Source organism: Micromonospora sp. NPDC007230, assembly GCF_042869115.1.
Classification (GTDB): Bacteria; Actinomycetota; Actinomycetes; order Mycobacteriales; family Micromonosporaceae; genus Micromonospora.
On sequence record NZ_JBIAFE010000064.1, the window covers coordinates 1 to 2,817 of the forward strand.

General features: G+C 58.9%; 2 rRNA genes (1 of these 2 only partly in view). Both read left to right on the top strand.

Annotated features, from left to right (window positions below):
- Window positions 1-193 precede the first annotated feature (193 nt).
- Window positions 194-1,709, top strand: a 16S ribosomal RNA gene (locus tag ACFYML_RS36415).
- Window positions 1,710-2,080: 371 nt separating this feature from the next.
- Window positions 2,081-2,817 (top strand): 23S ribosomal RNA (locus ACFYML_RS36420) (it continues 1,634 nt past the right edge of the window).
- Together the 16S and 23S rRNA genes form the textbook arrangement of a ribosomal RNA operon.

Here is a 2,817-nt window from a genome sequence, read left to right on the forward strand (position 1 = left end):
TGCCCCGGACAGGGTCCTGCATGATGCGGGGTTGCTGGATGGTGTGTGGTTGTTCTTTGAGAACTCAACAGGGTGCTTGATAAGCCAGTGCCAAATTGTTTTATACCCCGGACTGGTCGGGCCTTTATGGTTTGGCTGGTTGGGATTCCTTTGGCAACACTTTTGTTGTCGGGATGGATTGTTCAACAAGTTTTTGTTGGAGAGTTTGATCCTGGCTCAGGACGAACGCTGGCGGCGTGCTTAACACATGCAAGTCGAGCGGAAAGGCCCTTCGGGGTACTCGAGCGGCGAACGGGTGAGTAACACGTGAGCAACCTGCCCTAGGCTTTGGGATAACCCCGGGAAACCGGGGCTAATACCGAATATGACCCGCTATCGCATGGTGGTGGGTGGAAAGTTTTTCGGCCTGGGATGGGCTCGCGGCCTATCAGCTTGTTGGTGGGGTGATGGCCTACCAAGGCGACGACGGGTAGCCGGCCTGAGAGGGCGACCGGCCACACTGGGACTGAGACACGGCCCAGACTCCTACGGGAGGCAGCAGTGGGGAATATTGCACAATGGGCGGAAGCCTGATGCAGCGACGCCGCGTGAGGGATGACGGCCTTCGGGTTGTAAACCTCTTTCAGCAGGGACGAAGCGTAAGTGACGGTACCTGCAGAAGAAGCGCCGGCCAACTACGTGCCAGCAGCCGCGGTAAGACGTAGGGCGCGAGCGTTGTCCGGATTTATTGGGCGTAAAGAGCTCGTAGGCGGCTTGTCGCGTCGACTGTGAAAACCCGCAGCTCAACTGCGGGCCTGCAGTCGATACGGGCAGGCTAGAGTTCGGTAGGGGAGACTGGAATTCCTGGTGTAGCGGTGAAATGCGCAGATATCAGGAGGAACACCGGTGGCGAAGGCGGGTCTCTGGGCCGATACTGACGCTGAGGAGCGAAAGCGTGGGGAGCGAACAGGATTAGATACCCTGGTAGTCCACGCTGTAAACGTTGGGCGCTAGGTGTGGGGGGCCTCTCCGGTTCCCTGTGCCGCAGCTAACGCATTAAGCGCCCCGCCTGGGGAGTACGGCCGCAAGGCTAAAACTCAAAGGAATTGACGGGGGCCCGCACAAGCGGCGGAGCATGCGGATTAATTCGATGCAACGCGAAGAACCTTACCTGGGTTTGACATCGCCGGAAATCCTCCAGAGATGGGGGGTCCTTCGGGGCCGGTGACAGGTGGTGCATGGCTGTCGTCAGCTCGTGTCGTGAGATGTTGGGTTAAGTCCCGCAACGAGCGCAACCCTCGTTCGATGTTGCCAGCGCGTTATGGCGGGGACTCATCGAAGACTGCCGGGGTCAACTCGGAGGAAGGTGGGGATGACGTCAAGTCATCATGCCCCTTATGTCCAGGGCTTCACGCATGCTACAATGGCCGGTACAATGGGCTGCGATACCGTGAGGTGGAGCGAATCCCAAAAAGCCGGTCTCAGTTCGGATCGGGGTCTGCAACTCGACCCCGTGAAGTCGGAGTCGCTAGTAATCGCAGATCAGCAACGCTGCGGTGAATACGTTCCCGGGCCTTGTACACACCGCCCGTCACGTCACGAAAGTCGGCAACACCCGAAGCCGGTGGCCCAACCCGTAAGGGAGGGAGCCGTCGAAGGTGGGGCTGGCGATTGGGACGAAGTCGTAACAAGGTAGCCGTACCGGAAGGTGCGGCTGGATCACCTCCTTTCTAAGGAGCACCATCCGTCGAAAGACGGCATGGAGCCCGCGACCCGCGAATGTCGGGTCGGGGTGCTCGATTGGCGGAGACACTGGCGAGTTTTCACCTGGCAACGGCCGGGATCTCTAGTACGGCCACTTCGGTGGTGGGGAACGAGTGACCGGTGCGGCTGGGAGGAAGCGGTAAGCACCCTGTTGGGTCCTGAAAGAACAACCGTGGGTTGTCTTTCAGAGCCGAAGCTCGAGGCGTGAAGCTTTGAGGTTGGTGCCAGGCATGGCCTGGTGTGGCATACCGCCGGCGGTGGTCGGGTTTGGTGTCACGCTGTGGGTTGTGGGTTGGTCGTTTGTTGAGAATTGCACAGTGGACGCGAGCATCTTTGTGGTCAAGTTGTCAAGGGCGAACGGTGGATGCCTTGGCACCAGGAGCCGATGAAGGACGTGGGAGGCCGCGATAGGCCTGGGGGAGCTGTCAACCAAGCTGTGATCCCAGGGTGTCCGAATGGGGGAACCCGGCTGGAGTCATGTCCAGTCACCCGCACCTGAACACATAGGGTGTGTGGGGGGAACGCGGGGAAGTGAAACATCTCAGTACCCGTAGGAAGAGAAAACAAAGAGTGATTCCGTGAGTAGTGGCGAGCGAAAGCGGATTGAGGCTAAACCGGCTGCGTGTGATACCTGTCAGGGGTTGCGTGGTCGGGGTTGTGGGACCCTGCTACACGAGCTGACACTCGTGTGAGGAGTTACAAAGTCAGTTGCTAGCCGAACAGTCTGGAATGGCTGACCGTAGGCGGTGATAGTCCGGTAGGTGAAAGTGGCTGGTCTCCTGTGGGTGTTCCCGAGTAGCGGCGGACTCCTGAAATCTGCCGTGAATCTGCCAGGACCACCTGGTAAGCCTAAATACTTCCTGGTGACCGATAGCGGACGAGTACCGTGAGGGAATGGTGAAAAGTACCCCGGGAGGGGAGTGAAATAGTACCTGAAACCGTTCGCCTACAATCCGTCGGAGCCTTGCGGGGTGACGGCGTGCCTTTTGAAGAATGAGCCTGCGAGTTAGTGGCATGTGGCGAGGTTAACCCGTGTGGGGGAGCCGTAGCGAAAGCGAGTCTGAATAGGGCGTT